This is a genomic window from Kribbella sp. CA-294648 (assembly GCF_050943845.1).
In the GTDB taxonomy this organism is placed as follows: domain Bacteria; phylum Actinomycetota; class Actinomycetes; order Propionibacteriales; family Kribbellaceae; genus Kribbella.
This window is the reverse complement of record NZ_CP191981.1, coordinates 5,997,524-6,015,157: the sequence shown is the minus strand read 5'-3', so window position 1 is coordinate 6,015,157 and position 17,634 is coordinate 5,997,524. Positions and strand designations below refer to the sequence as shown.

Annotated in this window: 17 protein-coding genes; 9 read left to right on the top strand and 8 right to left on the bottom strand. The window is 65.6% G+C overall.

Going from position 1 to position 17,634, the window contains the following annotated elements; translation table 11 throughout:
* Positions 1-18: 18 nt before the first annotated feature.
* Positions 19-3,819: an NACHT domain-containing protein gene (locus ACQPYM_RS28370; RefSeq protein WP_433006303.1), complete on the top strand. Its 3,801-nt coding sequence runs from the start codon at positions 19-21 to the stop codon at positions 3,817-3,819.
* A gap of 42 nt (positions 3,820-3,861) precedes the next feature.
* Positions 3,862-4,713, top strand: coding sequence for a pyridoxal kinase PdxY (gene pdxY / locus ACQPYM_RS28365; protein WP_433006300.1), 852 nt, complete (start codon positions 3,862-3,864; stop codon positions 4,711-4,713).
* Positions 4,714-4,722: 9 nt separating this feature from the next.
* On the opposite strand, the gene ACQPYM_RS28360 is transcribed toward pdxY, so the two are convergent.
* Complete coding sequence (locus ACQPYM_RS28360; RefSeq protein ID WP_433006297.1) at positions 4,723-5,817, bottom strand: LOG family protein; 1,095 nt, start codon at positions 5,815-5,817, stop codon at positions 4,723-4,725.
* Positions 5,818-5,882: 65 nt separating this feature from the next.
* Between ACQPYM_RS28360 and ACQPYM_RS28355 the strand changes: the two genes are divergently transcribed.
* From ACQPYM_RS28355 to ACQPYM_RS28345, 3 genes are all read left to right on the top strand, one after another.
* The gene (locus ACQPYM_RS28355; RefSeq protein ID WP_433006295.1) at positions 5,883-7,172 is read left to right on the top strand and encodes an aspartate aminotransferase family protein; all 1,290 of its coding nucleotides are present in this window, start codon (positions 5,883-5,885) and stop codon (positions 7,170-7,172) included.
* 75 nt (positions 7,173-7,247) lie between these two features.
* Positions 7,248-8,210: a helix-turn-helix transcriptional regulator gene (locus ACQPYM_RS28350; protein ID WP_433006292.1), complete on the top strand. Its 963-nt coding sequence runs from the start codon at positions 7,248-7,250 to the stop codon at positions 8,208-8,210.
* Positions 8,207-8,545, top strand: coding sequence for a hypothetical protein (locus ACQPYM_RS28345; RefSeq protein WP_433006289.1), 339 nt, complete (start codon positions 8,207-8,209; stop codon positions 8,543-8,545). The genes ACQPYM_RS28350 and ACQPYM_RS28345 overlap by 4 nt, the downstream gene beginning before the upstream one ends.
* On the opposite strand, the gene ACQPYM_RS28340 is transcribed toward ACQPYM_RS28345, so the two are convergent.
* The 7 genes from ACQPYM_RS28340 to ACQPYM_RS28310 form a co-directional block, all read right to left on the bottom strand.
* On the bottom strand, positions 8,533-9,435 hold the full coding sequence (locus ACQPYM_RS28340; protein WP_433006286.1) for an aminoglycoside phosphotransferase family protein: 903 nt from the start codon (positions 9,433-9,435) through the stop codon (positions 8,533-8,535). The genes ACQPYM_RS28345 and ACQPYM_RS28340 overlap by 13 nt on opposite strands.
* Before the next feature lie 43 nt (positions 9,436-9,478).
* The gene (locus tag ACQPYM_RS28335) at positions 9,479-10,360 is read right to left on the bottom strand and encodes an amino acid ABC transporter permease (protein WP_433006283.1); all 882 of its coding nucleotides are present in this window, start codon (positions 10,358-10,360) and stop codon (positions 9,479-9,481) included.
* Complete coding sequence (locus ACQPYM_RS28330; RefSeq protein WP_433006280.1) at positions 10,357-11,007, bottom strand: amino acid ABC transporter permease; 651 nt, start codon at positions 11,005-11,007, stop codon at positions 10,357-10,359. Before ACQPYM_RS28330 ends, ACQPYM_RS28335 begins: the two co-directional genes overlap by 4 nt.
* 75 nt (positions 11,008-11,082) lie before the next feature.
* Positions 11,083-12,006 (bottom strand): glutamate ABC transporter substrate-binding protein, encoded by a 924-nt coding sequence (locus ACQPYM_RS28325; RefSeq protein WP_433006277.1) that lies wholly within the window; start codon positions 12,004-12,006, stop codon positions 11,083-11,085.
* A 65-nt stretch (positions 12,007-12,071) separates the two neighbouring features.
* Positions 12,072-12,842: an amino acid ABC transporter ATP-binding protein gene (locus ACQPYM_RS28320; RefSeq protein WP_433006274.1), complete on the bottom strand. Its 771-nt coding sequence runs from the start codon at positions 12,840-12,842 to the stop codon at positions 12,072-12,074.
* Between the two features lie 66 nt (positions 12,843-12,908).
* Positions 12,909-13,541 carry an amidohydrolase family protein gene (locus ACQPYM_RS28315; RefSeq protein ID WP_433006271.1) on the bottom strand — a complete coding sequence of 211 codons (633 nt, stop codon included), beginning with the start codon at positions 13,539-13,541 and terminating at the stop codon, positions 12,909-12,911.
* Between the two features lie 20 nt (positions 13,542-13,561).
* Positions 13,562-14,131 carry a hypothetical protein gene (locus tag ACQPYM_RS28310; RefSeq protein ID WP_433006268.1) on the bottom strand — a complete coding sequence of 190 codons (570 nt, stop codon included), beginning with the start codon at positions 14,129-14,131 and terminating at the stop codon, positions 13,562-13,564.
* 158 nt (positions 14,132-14,289) lie between these two features.
* On the opposite strand from ACQPYM_RS28310, the gene ACQPYM_RS28305 reads away from it, so the two are divergent.
* From ACQPYM_RS28305 to ACQPYM_RS28290, 4 genes are all read left to right on the top strand, one after another.
* Positions 14,290-14,493, top strand: a complete 204-nt coding sequence (locus tag ACQPYM_RS28305) for a hypothetical protein (RefSeq protein ID WP_433006265.1) — start codon at positions 14,290-14,292, stop codon at positions 14,491-14,493.
* 208 nt (positions 14,494-14,701) lie between these two features.
* Positions 14,702-15,268, top strand: a complete 567-nt coding sequence (locus tag ACQPYM_RS28300; protein WP_433006262.1) for a hypothetical protein — start codon at positions 14,702-14,704, stop codon at positions 15,266-15,268.
* A 3-nt stretch (positions 15,269-15,271) separates the two neighbouring features.
* Positions 15,272-15,541, top strand: a complete 270-nt coding sequence (locus ACQPYM_RS28295) for a hypothetical protein (protein ID WP_433006260.1) — start codon at positions 15,272-15,274, stop codon at positions 15,539-15,541.
* On the top strand, positions 15,529-17,574 hold the full coding sequence (locus ACQPYM_RS28290; protein ID WP_433006257.1) for a hypothetical protein: 2,046 nt from the start codon (positions 15,529-15,531) through the stop codon (positions 17,572-17,574). The genes ACQPYM_RS28295 and ACQPYM_RS28290 overlap by 13 nt, the downstream gene beginning before the upstream one ends.
* Positions 17,575-17,634: the final 60 nt, after the last annotated feature.

The window sequence follows — 17,634 nt, the reverse complement described above, 5'->3', positions numbered from 1 at the left end:
GCTGACTGGGGAGGTCGAGTGACGGCGAGCTGGCCACGAGTGCGCGGGTCGAACCTCGTCCGGGCCGTGCTTCATCTCGCCGGAGCCAGCCGGATCGCCGACGCCGCCAAGGAACTCTCCGACGGCAGGCCGGGAGCGTCCGGTGACTTCTCCGAGGTTCCCGCCGAGCTGGCCGCGACAGTCCTGAACCAGGCCAGTCACGAATTCCGGCACGCGGCAGAAGGGGATCTGAGTTCTGCGGAGGCCGCGCTGGAGGAACTGCTCGCGTCCGCCCCCGAGCGGGAAACCCTCAGCCACGCGCTGCGCAGCGGCGAGGCCCTGCGCGCTTATCTGCTCGACGATCGAGGTGGACGAAAGCGCCGGGCCGGCCTGCTGTCCGACGACGCGCAGCGATACTTCGATCGCCTCCTCGACCTCACCTGCGGATTCGTCTCGCTGACGGTCCATCGGACAGGCCGGTCCGGACAGGCTGAGCGAGCCGGGATCGCGGAGATGCTGGTCAGTACAGATCTGCTGCGGAAAGCCGTCGCGGAGGTGCTCGACCCGCAGAGGTCGGCCCAGCAGCCGAACAGTCTGGCGAGCGACCTGCTGGAAGCGGTCCGGTCGGCAGGTGCCGATGCCTGGCAGAGCACGCAGCCGGAGATCCTGCCAGGCATGGACCGGCTCGCCCTTCTCGAGCGCGCGGTGGGACCAGTGGACGCGCTCGAGAAGCCCCTGGTGATCCTCGGCGAAGGAGGGCTCGGCAAGAGCGTGCTGGCCGGCCAACTCTTCGGGCGGTTCGAGTCGGAGGGTGACACGACGGCGATCTTCGTTCTGTGCACCCGGATCCCGGCCTCTGCCGAGCTGTCCAGCGCGGCCGCGGTGGACCTCGCCCTCGGACAGGCCGCCTCGGGAGTTCGGGAGGCGGCTCCGTTGACCGCGATCCTGGCCGCAGCGCCGGGCAGGGTGATCGTCATCGTGGACACCCTCGATCTCATCCTCACCGAGGACAACGCGGACGACATCTCCTACGTACTACGCCAGGTCGCCCGCCAAGCCCTCCTGCTAATGACCTGTCGAGACCAGGAGTGGCACAGCTACCTGGAGCCGGAGCGCGACCTGGTGGGTGCGCTCTATCGCCTGCCGAACCTGACGCCGGACGAGATCGGCGAATGGGCCGACGCCTATGTGCGGGCCAGTGCAATCCCGCAGGAGAGACGCGCAAGCTTTGCGGCCAGCCTGACCGAGCGGCTGTCCGGCGCTGGAGTCAGAGATGTCTTCTCCTCTCCGCTGCGGCTTGCCATGGCATGCGACATCTATGCCGCCGCGGGCGCTGTTCCAGCCGGCCTCACCGTCACGCGTCTCTACGAGGCCTACTGGGAACGCCGGGTTGCTCGCGACCGGCGTGGTCGGCGAGCAGACCGGGCCGCACACCAAGTCCGCACCGCCGAGGCACTGGCAGCCTCGGTCTGGGCGGCCAGCGGCAACCGCTTCGTCGAGTTCGTCCCCGCCAACGACTCGATGACCGGTCTCAGCCAGCTGCTGAGCGAAGGAAGCGTTCAGGAGGTCGGCGGGCGGTACGCCTTCTTCCACCAGACCTACGCCGAGTTCGCCGTCGCGCGGCACCTCGCCATCCATGGCACCGAGGCTGATCTCGCACGCCTGGAGGACGGGTTGCGGACCGGGATGCCCGGCTACTGGGCGATCGCCAAACACCTGCTCATGCTGGCGATCGATCGAGCCCGGCTTGAGGAGTTGGCCGCACACGTGCCCCGAGACTCGGTCGAGGGCATCCGGATCCATTTCCAGAGCGCGCTCGCCCGCGGCGACGGCGACCTGGTCGAGCATCTCGCCGCAGAGCTGAAGCAACACCGTCCCGCGCTGCTCATCGCGAGTGTCGACGTTCTGGAGCCGGCCACCGGCAGCTGCGTCGGCCCAGCGCTGGAGGTCGCCCTGTGGTGTCTGGAGCACGCGGATAGCGCGAGCTTCTCGAGGGTCGAAATGACCGTCGGGCCGCTGATCAATGCGGCCGAACCTGCTCAGCAGCAGGCGGGCTTCGCGACTGCCCTGAGACTTTGTCTCCAGCGTCTGGCCGACGACGGGAGGAGAGACGCTGGTCCCGTTATCCGGCGGCTGCTGGAGCAGACAGTGTTGCGTGGAACGACCGCTGTCGACGTACGGGTGCTGGTCGATCGGTACAGCCAGCTGCCAGAGACTGCCCGGGCCGCTGTGTTGGCCTTTGCGCAGCGGGCCGGCGACTCGCGGCTGAAGGCAGATTTGGTCGCACGCGCACTGCGCCACCGGTGTCCGGCCGGAGCTGTGGACGATGCCGCAGCGGCGCTGGCCGATGTCTGGCAGGACCCTGCCGTGCAAACGGCAGGTGGTTGGACGGATTGGCAGTCGATGCTGAGCGCTTCGCTGCGGGATCGGTGGGTCTCGAGCCAGCTGACAGTCATGCGCCGACTCTGTGCGGATCGGGTCACCGCCCTGGAACTGCTGGCGGTGGCCTTCGATCCAGACCTCCCGGCCGAGCGGACGCCGTACATGAACGCTGTCATCAGGCTTGCCGCCGATCACCCCGAGCTCGTCGCGCGGGCTGTCATCGAGGCATCGGACACCACCTCGACTCCGGTGCTCGGCACGGTGGCCACCGTCGCGAGGTACCTGGCGGACCGGCTGGATGCTCCGACCCGATCCCAACTCGCCGCTGCGCTGGAAAACCATCTGCCCGACCAGCCGCACAGGATCTGGCCGGTGGTGATCAAGCTCAACAGCGACAATCCGACCCGGCTGCGGGAGTACCTGGATCGCCTGACCCTCTTCGCCGGCAACGCGGCCGAGCTGATGCACGGCCGGGCAACGCTGCGGCGCGGATTCGACGCGATCGTGTTCTCGGCGAGCCCGGCCGTCGTCCGCGAACTCGAAGCGGAGCTCACAGCAGTCTGCTCCTCTCCGGATCCAGCCGATGCCGAGCGGATGGCTCGTCTGCAAGGCCGGTTGACTCCGGTCTCGGCCGCGGCCCGGGAGTGGATCTCCGAGGAGCTCCTCGAACGCGACCGGCTGAAGGTGGTGAGAGCCGCGACGAAGGCTGTGGCCGCCTCGCTGGACGACTGGCGGGCCGAGGCGTTCGAGCGGGTCGGTCTGCCGTGGGTTCTCGGGCTGCTCGAGTCAGGCCATCAGTACGCCGTCACCGTCTTGGCTCCCGCGGTCGAGAAGCGGAGCAGTACTCTGCCGGAGACCTGGGGCCCGGTCCTCGTCGACCGGCTGGTGCGCTCGATCGTTGCCGGCGAGGACACCCAGGTGCAAACCGTGGTGATCCGACTGATCGCGGTGATCGATCGGACCACCGGGATCAGTGCGGCGGACGTCGTGAGGATCCTCGAGACCTACCTCGAGGCGGTCCAGGGCGCCCTCGGAGCGTTGTCCGAAGCGACGGCCCGGGAGGCTTCGGCCGGCTATGCCCGGCTGCTGGACGCGATCACGACGCTGGGGATGCATCACCTCACCGCGGATGAGCTGGGCGACCTCGTCGTCAGAGTGCTGACCACGATAGATTCGGCGGCCGTGGTCTGGCGGAGAAGGTCCGACGCGGACATGGCCGGCAAGCCTCGGGTGAACCTGGGGAACATGCTGGTCGGTGTGGTGGCCAAACAACCGCTGGTGCTGCCCCGGCTGGAGGATGCGTGGGAGCGCTGCTCGGCCTCCAACAAAGCGGCGATAGCGCAGTGCGTGTCTTTGAGCGAGACCGGCACCCGAGGTGTGGTCAGCCTGCGGCTGGCTCGCCGGGACGACTGCCCGCCCGACATCGCGAACCTGCTCCACGCGCGCTTCGGCGGTTAGGGCCCGAAGAGCCCGCCAGGCGCCGGGTGGCATGATCGAGCGGTGAAGATCCTCTCGATCCAGTCCGCTGTCGCGTATGGGCACGTGGGCAACTCGGCTGCCGTTTTTCCGCTCCAGCGCATTGGTGTGGAGGTGTTGCCGGTGTACACGGTGAACTTCTCCAACCACACCGGCTATGGGGCGTGGCGTGGGCCGCTGATCAGCCCGGACGACGTACGAGAGGTCCTGCAAGGCATTGAGGACCGGGGTGTCTTCCCGCAGATCGACGTGATCCTCTCGGGCTACCAGGGCGGTGAGGGGATCGCCGACGTCATCCTCGAGGCGGTGAAGCGGGTGAAGGCGGCGAACCCACGAGCGGTGTACTCCTGCGACCCCGTGATGGGCAACGCGAAGTCTGGGTGCTTCGTCGCGCCGGCCATTCCCGTGCTCCTGCGTGACCGGGTGGTTCCGGCCGCCGACATCATCACGCCCAACCAGTTCGAGCTGGGCTTCCTGACCGGCACGGAGCCTGACACCCTCGAGTCCACGCTCGCATCGGTGGAGCTCGTGCGCGCGACCGGGCCGCGGACGGTGCTCGTCACCAGCGTCGAGCGCCCGGACCGCGAGGACGGCACGATCGAGATGCTGGCTGTCGACGACAGCGGTGCGTGGCTCGTGCAGACGCCGTACATCCCGATGAAGGCGAACGGTTCGGGCGACGTGACCGCCGCCCTCTTCACGGCGCACTACCGGCGTACGGGTGATCTCGCGGATGCCCTCGCCCGGACGACGTCGAGCGTCTTCGACCTGCTCACCCGCACCCACGAGTCGGGCGAGCGCGAGCTGCAGCTCGTTGAGTCCCAGGACGCGTACGCCAACCCCCGGATGCAGTTCACCTCGCAACGCGTCGCCTGACAACCCGAGCTAGGTCACCAGCCCGGCGGCCTCTTCGATGGTGTCGACCAGGCGGATGGACGAGGCCATCGGGCGGCCCTCGGAGAGGCTTTCGAGGAGCGGCCAGACGGGGAGCTTGGCCGTCCAGTACTCGACGCCCACCAGGATCATCGGGATCTGGGTGGCGGCGTCGCCGTAGTAGTTCGGGGTGACGGCCTGGAAGATCTCCTGGATGGTGCCGGCCGCCCCGGGGAGGTAGATGATGCCGCCGCGGGCCCGGCTGAGCAGGACGTCTTCGCGCAGGGCGTTGGAGAAGTACTTCGCGATCGAGGTCGCGAACACGTTCGGCGGCTCGTGGCCGTAGAACCAGGTCGGGATCGAGACTCCGCCGTCGCCGGGGAAGTCGCGGCGTACGTCGAGGCCGGTGGAGGCCCAGTCCGCGATCGACGGGCGGAAGGAAGGGGCAGCGGCGAGACCCGAAAGAGCCGCCTCAGCCGCGGCATCGTCGTACGAGGACAGGCTGGAGCCCAGGTTCGCGGCCTCCATCGCGCCGGGTCCGCCGCCGGTGGCGACCGTCAGGCCGGCGCGGGCGAGCGTGCGGCCGAGCAGGACGGCTGACCGGTACGCCGGGTCGGTGCGCGCGATCCCGTGGCCGCCCATCACGCCGATCCACGGTTTGTCGTCGGGGAGCTCGTGCAGGGCATCGGCGATCGAGTGGTCGTGCAGTGCGGCCGCCAGCGTCCGGCCGGTGTCGCCCTGCTCGTCGTGCTGCCGCGACCAGGCGTAGATCTGCGCATCAGGTGTCGCCTCGTACCCCGACGACAAATGAGCGTAGAGCTCCTCGGCGGCGTACAGGGTGCCGCGGTACGGGTCGAACGGCAGCTCCGGGATCGCGGGGAAGATCAGCCCGCCGCCGTCGCGGATCCAGGCCGCGGCGGTCTCCTCCAGCGCACAACCCAGGAAGAGCGAACCGGCCGGCGACAACCTGAGGAGCACCTGTGTGCGCTCCGTGAGGTTCACCGACTGCACCCGCCAGCCACCCATCGCGCTGGCTCCGGCAGCAATCACCTGGTCGAACTGCTCCAGAGACTCGATATCCAGGTGCGGGATGCTCGGCGTCGTCACCCACAGCACCCTAAGTCACCGGCAGGCCGCTAGCGGACAGCTGCGTGATGCGGTATTGCTAGGACATGACACATGCGGAGCTGTGGGAACGTCACCGGGCCGTCATGCCGGACTGGCTCGCGTTGTACTACGACCAGCCGATCGAGATCGTCAAGGGCACCGGCCGCCGGGTCACCGACGGCGAGGGCAAGGAGTACCTGGACTTCTTCGCCGGCATCCTGACCAACGCGATCGGCTACGACATCGCGGAGATCTCCGACGCGGTGCGCGAGCAACTGGCCACCGGGATCGCGCACACCTCGACGGTGTACCTGATCCGGCGGCAGATCGAGCTGGCCGAGCAGATCGCCGAGCTGTCCGGCATCCCGGACGCCAAGGTCTTCTTCACCAACTCCGGCACCGAGGCGAACGAGGCGGCCCTGCTGTTCGCCACCCAGAAGCGCCGCTCCAACCAAGTGCTGGCGATGCGCAACTCGTACCACGGCCGCGGCTTCGGCACGGTCGCCATCACCGGCAACCGGGGCTGGTCGGCGAGCAGCCTGTCACCGGTCAACGTGCAGTACGTGCAGGGCGCCTACCGGTACCGCAGCCCCTTCAAGGACCTGCCGGACGCGGAGTACATCAAGGTCTGCGTCGACGACCTTCGCAACGTCATCGAGACCGGTACTGCGGGTGACGTCGCCTGCCTGATCGTGGAGCCGATCCAGGGCGTCGGTGGCTTCTCCTCACCGCCCGACGGTCTGTACGCCGCGTTCAAGGAGGTGCTCGACGAGTTCGGCATCCTCTTCATCTCCGACGAGGTGCAGACCGGCTGGGGCCGGACCGGCGACCACTTCTGGGGCATCCAGGCACACGGCGTCGTACCGGACGCGATGACGTTCGCCAAGGGGCTCGGCAACGGCTTCGCGATCGGCGGGGTGGTGGCCCGGCCGGAGCTGATGGACAGCCTGAGCGCGAACTCGCTGTCGACCTTCGGCGGCAATCCGATCTCGACCACCGCGGCGAAGGCGACGCTGGACTACATCGCCGACAACGACCTGCAGGCCAACGCCGCCAAGCGCGGCGCGCAGCTGATGGACGGCCTGCGCGGGATCTCGGAGGAGTTCCCCGAGCTGGGCGATGTCCGCGGCAAGGGCCTGATGCTCGCCGCTGAACTGGTCGATCCAGCCAACGGCAAGCCCGACGCCCCCACTACGGTCAAACTCCAGCAGGAGGCGAAGGACCGCGGTCTCCTGATCGGCAAGGGCGGCCTCTACGGCAACGTCCTCCGGATGGCCCCACCCATGACACTGACCGAGGAAGAAGCCACCGAAGCCCTCGAAATCATGCGCGACTCCTTCAACACGTTGCGCTGAAGCAGCCGGTACTGCGGGCCCTCGCCGTGAGCGGGGGCCCGCAGCGCTTGTTACCGCACAGTGAGCGTGTACTTCGTGCGTACTGCGCGCGCGACGCGGGTGCGCGTCGATTGGTTCACCGGCGCGTGGGCAGGGCTCGACGAGCGGGTGGCGCTGCTCCTGGACGAGTACCGCGACCTGTTGCCGCTCACCAGCGAGCTGTCGCTGGTACTGGCCTCGTTGGCGGTTGCGCGGGGAGAGTGGGCCGAGGCGGAGGCGTACCTGGGTGCGACGGGTATCGACCAGCCGGCCGATGCGATCGCACAGATCGCGCTGGGCGGTTTCGGCGTACTCGGCTGGATGCAGCTTGCTCGTGGCGAGCTCGGTGCCGCGGTGGAGTCGGTGAATCGCGGTCTGGACCTCCTGCGGCGCAAGCAGGTGTGGTCGTGGGCAGGGGAGCTGACGCCGGCGGCAGTCGCCGTACTGCTCGCGGATGGGCGTGACGACGAAGTACGGAAGCTGCTGGGGGAGTTGGACGACTGCACGGTCGGGCTGGAGGCGCCGTTGGCGCGGGTGGCTCTGCAGTGCGGCCGTGCGCAGTTGGCGGAGAGCGATGGTGACTTCAGGAGCGCTGCGGCGCTTTATCGCGAGGTAGAGCTGCAGTACGAAGCACTGCCCGCGCCGTACTTCGCTGCTCTGGCGGCTGAGCGTGCTGTGCACTGCAGACTCGCCCTGCAAGAGCCGGGTGCCGCAGAGTGCCTCACTGCGCTTGCGGAGGTCTTCGATCAGCTCGGAGCCTCCAGAGACGCTGCCCGCTGCCGCCATGAACTGCGCAGCCACGGAGTCGCTGCGCCCTCGCGCAGAGGCCGACGGGGCTACGGCGCCGAGCTGTCTCCCCGCGAGCAGGAGGTCGCCCGCCTGCTCGGCCGCGGCCACACCAACCGGGAGATCGCCGACGTCCTCTTCCTGTCACCCCGCACGGTCGAGCAACATGTCGCGAAAGTCCTCCGCAAGCTGAACGCCAGTTCGCGTGCGGACCTGCTGAAGGTGAGCCGATGAACGAGCAACGGATCCTCGACAGTCACATCGCCGCGGTGAACGCCGTTGCCGCCGGGGGTGATGCCGAGCAGTTGGCGGCCGGGCTCACGCCCGACTGCACGATGACGTTCATGGGCATCCCGGTCGGTCCGTTCGAGGGCCGCGACGCGGTCGTCGCGGCGTACCGGGCGAACCCGCCGGACGATCAGGTCGTCGTACTCGACAGCAAGCTCGGCGAGGGCCGGGTCGAGGCGACCTACGCCTGGTTGGCCGATCCGGGCCGGCCCGCCGGTCGCGTCCTGCTGGAGCTGGAAGGTGACCTGGTGAAGACCTGGACGGTCGACTACTGGGCCTGATCGTGATCGGCGAGGACTTCCTCGATCACGCGCTGGTTGGTCGCCGCGCTGGAAGTGTCCTCGGCCAGGACGATCAGTGCCTTCCAGAGGGCCCAGCCACGGGCTCTCGCCCAGGTCGCGGCGTCCTGGTCGACAGTACGCCGGAAAGCTTCGCGGCTCTCACCGGAGAACATCGTCCAGGCGATCACCAGATCACACGCGGGATCACCGACCCCCGACGTACCGAAGTCGATGACCGCCGACAGCTTGCCGTCGACAACCAACAGGTTGCCGTGGGCAATATCCCCGTGGAACCACACCGGCGGCCGGTCCCAGGACGACCCGAGCGCCGCCTCCCACACAGCCGCAGCGCGCGCGGTGTCGACCTGTCCTTCCAGAGCAGCCAGCGCACGCCGGGTCTCTTCGTCGTAATGCACAGGAGGCGCACCCCGGTAGAAGCTGTGTGCCGCGGCTGCCGGCCCACCGGTCGCGTCGCAGCGCTGCAGTGCACGAATGAACTCCGCGACCGCCACGGCAAACCCTGGCAGATCGTCGATACGTTCCACAGCCGCTGTCTCGCCCTCTAGCCAGCGGCGTACAGACCAGTTGAAGGCATAGCCCTCACCAGGAACCCCCTTGCCCAGCACCTCAGGCACAGCGACAGGCAACTGTGGTGCCAGCCGCGGCAACCACTCGTTCTCCTTGTCCACAGCAGGCGCATACGACGCTGCCGTGGGCAACCGAACCGTCATGGCATCGCCCAGCTGATAGGTGCGGTTGTCCCATCCGTCCACCTTCACCGGCGCTACCGTCAGCTCGCTCCACTGCGGAAACTGCGCCTTCACCAGCCGCTTGACCAGCCCAGCATCGATCCCCGCGCGCCCGTCCGGCGTGCTGCTGCTCTCGATCATCCGGGCAGTCTCACGCCTGGACGGGCCGCCAGGCAAAGCAATTTCAGCTGTCGTCGGCTCCGGTGGCGCCGGCGCCACCGGCTTCGGTCACCGCGGGCAGGGTGGTGCCGGGGGCGATCTTACGGTTGCGGCGGGTGCGGCCTTCGAGGTAGCGGGCGAAGACCGAGAGCAGCGAGCACAGGCCGATGTAGATGATCGCCACGACCATGTACGTCGGGATGTAGGGGAAGCCGAACTCGAGCCGGCCGCCCATCTGCTTGGCGACGTACAGGAGTTCGTTGTAGGTGATGATGAAGCCGAGTGCGGTGTCCTTCAGCAGGACGACCAGCTGGCTGACGATGGCCGGCAGCATCGCGCGGACCGCCTGCGGCAGCAGGATCAGCCGGACCACCTGGTTCTTGCGCAGACCGGTCGCGTACGCCGCCTCGCGCTGGCCCTTCGGCACCGCGGCGATCCCGGCCCGGAAGACCTCCGCGAGGACCGAGCCGTTGTACAGCGTCAGGCCGAGCACCACGGCCCACATCGGCGAGATGCCGAGCTGGAACTGCAGCGAGCCGTAGTAGAAGAAGAACATCAGGATCAGCAGCGGGATCGCGCGGAAGAGCTCGACCACGAAGGTCGCCGGGACGCGCAGGATCTTGTGGTCGCTGATCCGGCCCGCCGCGAACACCGCCCCGAACAGGAACGCCAGCACGGCGGCGATGCCGGCCGCCTTCAGGGTGTTCAGCAGACCGGTGAGCAGCTGCTCCTGGATCGACTTGTACTGGAACTGCGCCCAGCGCCGGCCCTCGAACTGGCCGGTCTCGTTCAGCCGGTAGACGACCCAGCCGATCACGGCCAGCAGGATCACCACGACGACGACGTTGAGAATCCGGTTCCGCGCCCGGGCCCGCGGGCCCGGCACGTCGTACAACACCGCACTCATGCGGCCACCGCCGTCCGTCGCTCGGCCCACCGCTGCAGCATGACCAGGGGCATGATCAGAATCAGGAAGCCGACGGTGATCCAGACCAGGGTGAGCATCTGGTTCTGGCCGCGTTCGGCCATCACCGCCGGGATCGCGCCGGCCTCGAGCACCGAGAAGCCGGCCGCGATGGTGGTGTTCTTCAGCAGCGCGATCATCACACTCGTCAGCGGCGGCACGATGGCCCGGAAGGCCTGCGGCAGGACGACGATGCCGAGCACCTGCACGAACGTCATGCCGACCGCGCGGGCGGCCTCCGACTGGCCCGGTGAGACGGTGTTGATGCCCGACCGGACCACCTCACAGACGAAGGCCGACGTGTAGACGGTCAGCGCCACGACGGCCGACCAGAAGAAGTTGGGAAGGTTGAGGCCCGCCTTCGGCGCGCCGAAGACCAGGAACGCGAACACCAGCGTGAGCGGCGTGTTCCGCAGGGTGTTGACGTAGCCGGTGCCGATGGCACGCAGGGCCGGCACCGGGGAGACCCGGAACCCGGCCAGCACGGTCCCGATGGCCAGACTCAGCAGACCGGATATCACGAACAGCTTGATCGTGGTCCAGAAGCCGTCTCTGAACAGTTCCCAGTTTTCGGTGAGGACCGAGAGCATCGCGACCTTCCAGAGGAGGAGAGAAAAACAGTCAGGGCGACCCGCGGCGAGCCGGGGCCGCCCTGACCGGGTGGATCAGTACTTCTCGAGCGGCGGAGCGGTCGCGGCGGCGCCGGACTTGCCCAGCGTCTCGTCGTACAGCGCCTTCCAGGTGCCGTCGGCGAAGGAGGCCTCCAGGCCGGCGTTCACCTTGTCCCGCAGGGCCTTGTCGGCCAGCGGTACGCCGATGCCGTACTTCTCGGTGCTGAACGGCTTGCCGACCACCCGGAGCTCCTCCGGCGCGTTCGCCGCGTAGCCCTTGAGGATCGCGTCGTCGGTGGTGACCGCGTCGACCTTCTTGTCCAGCAGCTGGGAGACGCACTCGGAGTAGGTCTTGAACTCCGAGATGTTGCCCGGCTCGGTCAGGTTCTCGTCCTTGACCTTCTGGATCGGGGTCGAGCCGGTCGCCGAGCAGACCTTCTTGCCCTTCAGACCGGTCTTGCCGGCGTCCATCGAGGTGTCGTCCTTGCGGACCAGCAGGTCCTGACCGGCGATGAAGTACGGGCCGGCGAAGCCGACCAGACCCTTGCGCTTCTCGGTGATCGAATAGGTGCCGACGTAGTAGTCGATCTCACCACCGGCGATCGCGGTCTCGCGGTTCGCGGACGGGATCTCCTTGTACTCGATCTTGTCCGGGTCCATGCCGAGCTGGGCCGACACCATCCGGGCGATCTCGATGTCGAAGCCGCAGCGCTTGCCGTTGGCATCTTTGTAGCCCAGGTTCGGCTGGTCGGCCTTGACCCCGACGACGGCGTGGCCGCGCGACTTGATCTTGGTGAAGGTCGGGCTGCCGGCCACGTCCACGCCACTGGCCACGGTGAACTTGTGGAGCTCGCCGCAGGCGCCGGTGCTGCCGCCGGTGTCGCCACCCGCGGCGGGTGTGTCTTCCTTGCCACAGGCACCGACGGTCAGCGCGAGCGCTGCGACGCCAACGGTGGCGACGAGGTTGCGCATTCTCATTGGGGATCCCCTTCGTGTGTTTTTACTGCTGTTGCGGCCGGCCCACGGGCCGGCCGGGCGTCTCGTCAGTGCTTGAGGATCTTCCCGAGGAAGTCCTGCGCACGCCGGGAGGTCGGGTTGGTGAAGAAGGTCTCGGGGCTGGCCTCCTCGACGATCTCGCCGTCGGCCATGAACACCACCCGGTTGGCCGCGCTGCGCGCGAACCCCATCTCGTGGGTGACCACGACCATCGTCATGTTCTGCCGGGCCAGGTCGATCATCACCTCGAGGACCTCCTGGATCATCTCCGGGTCGAGTGCCGAGGTCGGCTCGTCGAACAGGATGACCTTCGGTTCCATCGCCAGTGCCCGCGCGATCGCGACCCGCTGCTGCTGACCGCCGGACAGCTGGGCCGGGTACTTCGACGCCTGGTTGGCGACCCCGACCCGCTCGAGCAGTTCCATCGCCCGCTGCTCGGCGGCCTTGGGATCGGTCTTGCGGACCTTCAGCGGGCCGAGCGTCACGTTCTGCAGGATCGTCTTGTGCGCGAACAGGTTGAACGACTGGAACACCATGCCGACGTCGGCGCGCAGCCGGGCCAGCGCCTTGCCCTCGCTGGGCAGCGGCTGGCCGTCCAGCGTGATGGTGCCGGAGTCGATCGGCTCGAGCCGGTTGATCGCCCGGCACAGGGTGGACTTGCCCGACCCCGACGGGCCGATCACGACCACGACCTCGCCACGGTTGATGGACAGGTTGATGTCCTTCAGCACGTGCAGGTCGCCGAAGTGCTTGTTCACACCTGTCAGGGCGACAAGACCTGTGGTCGTCACGGTGTCGACGGCAGAGGTTTCGCTCATGGCGAGAACCTAGCGGAGGCTGAGGGTGACTGCACGGATCCCCGGTTCCACGGTGGTAACGATCTGCTATCTCGCCGCGCAGGCCGTGACCGTGCGGTCACAGCCTGCTCGATTCTGGCCGTTAGTGTCCGGGACGGCCCGCTCCGCAGCAACCACCTGCAGCCAGACCGGTTGCTGCCGAGGGGCTCTTGACGGCTGCCTCCCCGTCGGCGAGCATGCGTTCACGCACGGCCGGGAGATGATCCGTCCCCGGGTGACCACGGTGTGGATACGCCGCGTGTTGATGATGTCCTTGAGCGGATCGCCGTCCAGTACGACGAGGTCCGCGATCTTGCGAGACTCCACCGAGCCCAGGTGGGCGCTCATCCCGAGGAACCCGGCCGGCTCGACAGTGGCGGAGTACAGGGCCTGCTGGGTGGTGGCGCCGGCCTTGACGAGGAGCTCGAGCTCGTCGTGCAGGGCGAATCCGGGCACCATGTACGGCGTACCGGTGTCCGTGCCGGCCAGGACGGGCACGCCATGGGCGAAGAGTTCGCGGACGAAACGCTGCCGGTACTCCCACATCTGCCGCTGGCGGGAGATCTCGGCGGCGGTTCGGTTGGCCTTGTAGAGCTGCTCGACCACGTACCCGTAGATAGCGATCGAGCCGGCGCTCAGGTACTTCAGCGTTGCCGGGTCCAGCCCGGTGTGGTCGGGCATGTCGAGCACGTTGTGCATGGTCAGCGTCGGGGCACCCGGGTCCGGTTGCGTCGCAGCGTGCCGAAGACGTCGGCCGCCCGGGACCGGCTGTACGTGTTCGCCGCGAGCCACTCGATCTGGTGCCACTGCCGGAACCAGGCGTTGTAGTCGCCGGCCCGGACCGAGATCGCCTGCACCATCCGGCGTACCTCGGACTCCCGGCTCGACACCGCCACGGCCAGCGCGTGGATGTGCTCGATGCTGCGCTGACCGGCGTTGCTGACCTCCTTGACCGCGACCTGGTCGGGCCCGTGGCCGTGCACGGTCAGCTGCTGCCGCCGCGCCTCGTCCAGCAGGGCCCGGTACGCCGCTGGGCTCACTCGCGAGTAGACCTTGACGAAATCGGCACCCTCCTTCTTCACCTGCCGTACCGCGGCGCGCGCACTGGCCTCGTCCGTGACGACCAGCACGTCGAGAAGGTCCGGATCCCACAGGGTTGGGTCGCCGTCGATGATCTGGCCGGCGACGATCATCCGCGGGCCGAGCAGCGTGCCGGCGTCGATCCCGGTCGCGCCAGTCGTAGAGCATCGGGTTCGTCCCGGCCATGTCACGGACCGTGGTCAACCCGTTGGCCAGGCAGAGCGGTGGTGTCACGCGCTCGTCGGTCGGGGAGTGCAGGTGCATGTCGGCCAGGCCGGGGATGACGAACTTGCCGGGCAGGTTGACCTCGACTGCACCGCGCGGAACGGGCAGGCGCCGGCCGACCCCGATGATCCGGTCCCCGCTGATCAGCACGGTCTGGTGCCGATGGCGCCGGCCGTTCGCGACGTCGATGACCGTGACGTCGGTCAGCGCGGTGATCCGGGTCGTGCCGATGGCCGCGAGCGGCTTGACGAACGCCGAGGCGGGCGAGGCGGCGATGGTGCCACCGGCAACCACAGCGGCTCCGGCGGCGGTACGGCCGAGGAACTGACGGCGGGAGCTGATTCATCCACCCTTGTGTCAGTGCTCGGGCGACGCCGATCCCAATCAGGGTAGGTAATCACTACCGCGTACCGCTGGCCCAGGCGGGGGTCAATCGATTGACCCAACTCGGCTAGCGTTTCAGTCTTGGCGTCTTGTCCTTCAGAACGTATTGTCCCAATGTGACTCCAGGGGGATCAAGCGATGGATGGCGCCGAGTGCTCGCGCTTGTTGATTTCAACAATGTTAATCCGTCAGTTAAGTCTGAATCGGAGATTCGTGACACGCTCGAGTTAGTTGGCTATCTAATTCGTAAAACGCTTCCAGTGAACCCAAAGGCTCTTTCGTCAGATGCCTGCGAGGTTGAATGCCGGCTCTATGACGGATGGGTTGATAAAACCGGCCGCTATATGGAAAAGTATAGACTAGTGCAACGATCGGTCTCATATCTCGCCGGCCTGGAGTCTGGGGTTCGGATCATTCCGACCGTGGTCACGAGCTTGGCATGCATGCCGTCTGCGCAACTCGTGGGCACGTATAAGAACTCCGCCCAAAAGATGGTGGATCAGATGTTGGCGCAAGATGCGCATCATTACGCGCACGGTGCCTACCATGACGGCATTTGCCTAATTGCGAACGATGATGACTATGTACCCGTCGCGTTGGCAACCGCCGTGCGGGGGAGCATGCCTATTAGATGGCTGAGAAAGAGGACGCTCGCCGAGAATGACTCTCATCTGCTCGGAGTAAATGTCCAATTGCTAAATGTCATCGAATGGGCGTAGATAATGACCGAGAATGAAGCGCTGCCCTTGCCCAATGAACTCGAATATCTATTGCGCGTAGATCTTGCGAGCTTCGCGGATCCCGGCTCGATAGTGCAAATTCAGGACCGCGATGGCGCCTGGGTGAGGGCCGCATGGGAGATGCAGGGTCAGAAGCGATCTGCTGATTTTGAGTTGCGAGGAGCGATTGACTTCAGTGAGGTAATGGTTCGCCGAGATGGAGTGATCTTTCGTATCGGTCGTTTCTCGCAGGTGCCGAAATGGCTGATTTGAGGAACCTTGCAAGTAATTTATTGGGTCGCCTTGGTGAAGTAAATGACTATGTATCGCCACAGGTTCTGATCGACGACCGCAATGGTGAACGCCTCTCAGGAAATGCAGAGGATATATTCCCCGCAGCGGTGCGGCCACTTGTCGACAAGACGAACTTGATCTTCGTCACGGCGTCCGCTGGAGTCGGGAAAACCAGCCTCCTCAGTCAGATGGTGAGAGGAAAGGCATCTGCGTACCGTGCGGCACTGACTGATCAACTCTGGATATATGTGGATGCTCAGGGACGGAGGCTTGCGAGACTTGACGATGCCGTCTCAGGGGATCTAGGCAAAGCGCGCGCACGATTTTCTTTCGATGCGGTGCCTACCTTGGTCAGGGTCGGCGCTCTAGTCTTAGTAGTCGATGGGTTCGATGAACTTCTGGGTGTGGCCGGAAGTTATGACGAATCTTTCAGTTCCCTGGCTAGCTTTCTCGATGGGTTGCGCGGCGGCGGTTGTGTAATAGCCGCGGCTCGAAGTGCTTACTATGAGCAAGAGTTTGTATCTCGGGTAAACTCTTCTATCGGTTTCCGGACCGAGGGGTGGGACCTTACTCGCGTGCAGCTCCAAGATTGGGACGTCGCAGAGCGCGCGCAGTACGTTGCATTGAGAACCGATGAAGCCGATTTCACAAGAGCATTGCATGACGAGTTCAATCTGCGGCTTGAGGCTGTTCTATCCGATGAACATTTGGGGAATCTCGCGGGGAATCCGTTCTTTGTAACAAGAACTGTTGAGTCCCTTCTCGCCTCGGAAGACTCGTTGGGTGACGGTCGCAATCTTCTAGAACAACTTGTGAACAGCTACTTGCGCCGTGAGTCCGAAGAGAAATTGCGTCAGCAGACCGGCCGGCCGGTTCTTTCGACGCCCCAGTTGGCCGCACTATTTGCTGAGATTGCGGAAGAAATCTGGCGGCAAGACGCCGTGGAGTTATCCAGGAGTAGCCTCCGAGAGTTGCTAAGTGTTTGGGGTGAGATCGAAGGGCTAGATCCTGAAGCGCAGCTTCTGGTTGCTGACCGCGGTCCCTATGCTGCTCTCCTCAAAAGCGGCGAATCCCGCGGAAGTGTGCGATTTGAGCATGATGTATATTACGCATATTTTTTGAGCGAACCTGTCGTTCAAATAGTTCGATCAGCGGATCGGTTCCGCGTCAGACAAGCATTGCGCCGAGGGCAGATGCCTGAGCTCGCGGCGAACCTCGCCGGTGTGAGGCTGGCCTCCGAGGCCTCGAGCGTGTTAAGTGTTTTGTCCGACGCAGGAGCGAGGGACGATGCGAACACTCCCCAGATTCGCAGGAATGCTGGCACTGTTGCGGCAGGTGTGATTAAGAGTCTGCAATCCTCTGAAGACGCGATGGATATTCGGAATCTGGACTTCATAGACGTATCATTTGTTGGAGTTGAACTGAGATCGGTTACACTGGTTGGGTGCGCCTTCATTAATGTCGACTTGCGGAATTGTATTCTCCAAGGCGAGGTTCGCGATCTGACATTGGATCGTATCTTGGTGGACCCAGCAACTACGATTCTGAGCCTTACGGGAATCCATTCTGAGGATGTCCGGGCGGTGAGCCTATCGGGTGTCGGGATAAATCGGATGGTGTATGAGCCGCTCGAGGTGGGGAAGATCATGGCTGCCTGCGGCTTGCTATCGGCGCAAAGCAATGCGGAACTTCGGGCGATCCCAGATGAGATTCTGACCATTCTGGAAGAATTAGTAGGTGTCTACTCGAGAACTAACTTCTTCACCGAGGCAGATGAAACCGGACCGATCCTTCGTCTGACCTCTAATTGGGATTGGCCTAAAGTCCGAGAGTTGATGGTTAAAAACGGCGTTATGGTGAAGGAGAAGCGGCAGGCTTCAGGGCGCAAAGAGTTCCTGCGAATTCGACTGAATCCGGCGCTCCTGCTGATAGGGCGTGATCGCCGCGCAGAGGTTCCAGACTCTGTCCGAAGCCTATGGGTGGATCTGGAGAACGAATTTGGAACGTCGTGATCTTTTTGGATGGGATACTACTAAAGATAGCCTCGCTATAGGCGGCTGCCAGTCGTCAGG